This is a genomic window from Stenotrophomonas sp. 01N47 (assembly GCF_056399165.1).
Window position 1 is genome coordinate 1 of the sequence record NZ_JBFTQU010000022.1, and the last position, 1,062, is coordinate 1,062.

Genomic DNA, 1,062 nt, shown 5'->3' on the forward strand with positions numbered 1-1,062 from the left:
CAGCACTAAAGGGCGGAAACCCTCTAACACTTAGCACTCATCGTTTACGGCRTGGACTACMAGGGTATCTAATCCTGTTYGCTCCCCAYGCTTTCGCWCCTCAGYGTCAGTWWCAGWCCAGRWRGTCGCCTTCGCCACYGGTGTTCCTYCYKATMTCTACGCATTTCACCGCTACACAGGAAATTCCACCACCCTCTACCATACTCTAGCTYGWCAGTTTTGAATGCAGTTCCCAGGTTGAGCCCGGGGCTTTCACATCCAACTTAACAAACCACCTACGCGCGCTTTACGCCCAGTAATTCCGATTAACGCTTGCACCCTCTGTATTACCGCGGCTGCTGGCACAGAGTTAGCCGGTGCTTATTCTGTCGGTAACGTCAAAACARWWASGTATTMGSTWACTGCCCTTCCTCCCAACTTAAAGTGCTTTACAATCCGAAGACCTTCTTCACACACGCGGCRTSGCTGSATCAGGCTTYCGCCCATTGTSCAATATTCCCCACTGCTGCCYCCCGTAGGAGTCTGGACCGTGTCTCAGTTCCAGTGTGACTGATCATCCTCTCAGACCAGTTACGGATCGTCGCCTTGGTGAGCCATTACCTCACCAACTAGCTAATCCGACCTAGGCTCATCTGATAGCGCAAGGCCCGAAGGTCCCCTGCTTTCTCCCGTAGGACGTATGCGGTATTAGCGTTCGTTTCCGAACGTTATCCCCCACTACCAGGCAGATTCCTAGGCATTACTCACCCGTCCGCCGCTCGCCACCAGGTACAAGTACCCGTGCTGCCGTTCGACTTGCATGTGTTAGGCCTACCGCCAGCGTTCACTCTGAGCCAGGATCAAACTCTTCASTTMAAACATCTTTGGGTTTTTAAGAAACCCTAAACTTGGCTCAGCAATCGTTGGTTACATCTTTGATTTCTCGCGGAGTAACTTGTGATGCTGATAATCTTGTTGACTATCAGTCTGACTCCACAAGCACCCACACGAATTGCTTGATTCAGTTGTTAAAGAGCGGTTGGTTAAGATCTTTCGTCTCAACCGAGGCGCGCATTCTACAGC

At 51.4% G+C, this 1,062-nt stretch carries 1 rRNA gene; it reads right to left on the bottom strand.

Annotation, left to right across the window (positions count from 1 at the left end):
- A 16S ribosomal RNA gene (locus AC1DKR_RS20990) occupies positions 1-855 on the bottom strand; the annotation flags it as partial.
- Positions 856-1,062 lie beyond the last annotated feature (207 nt).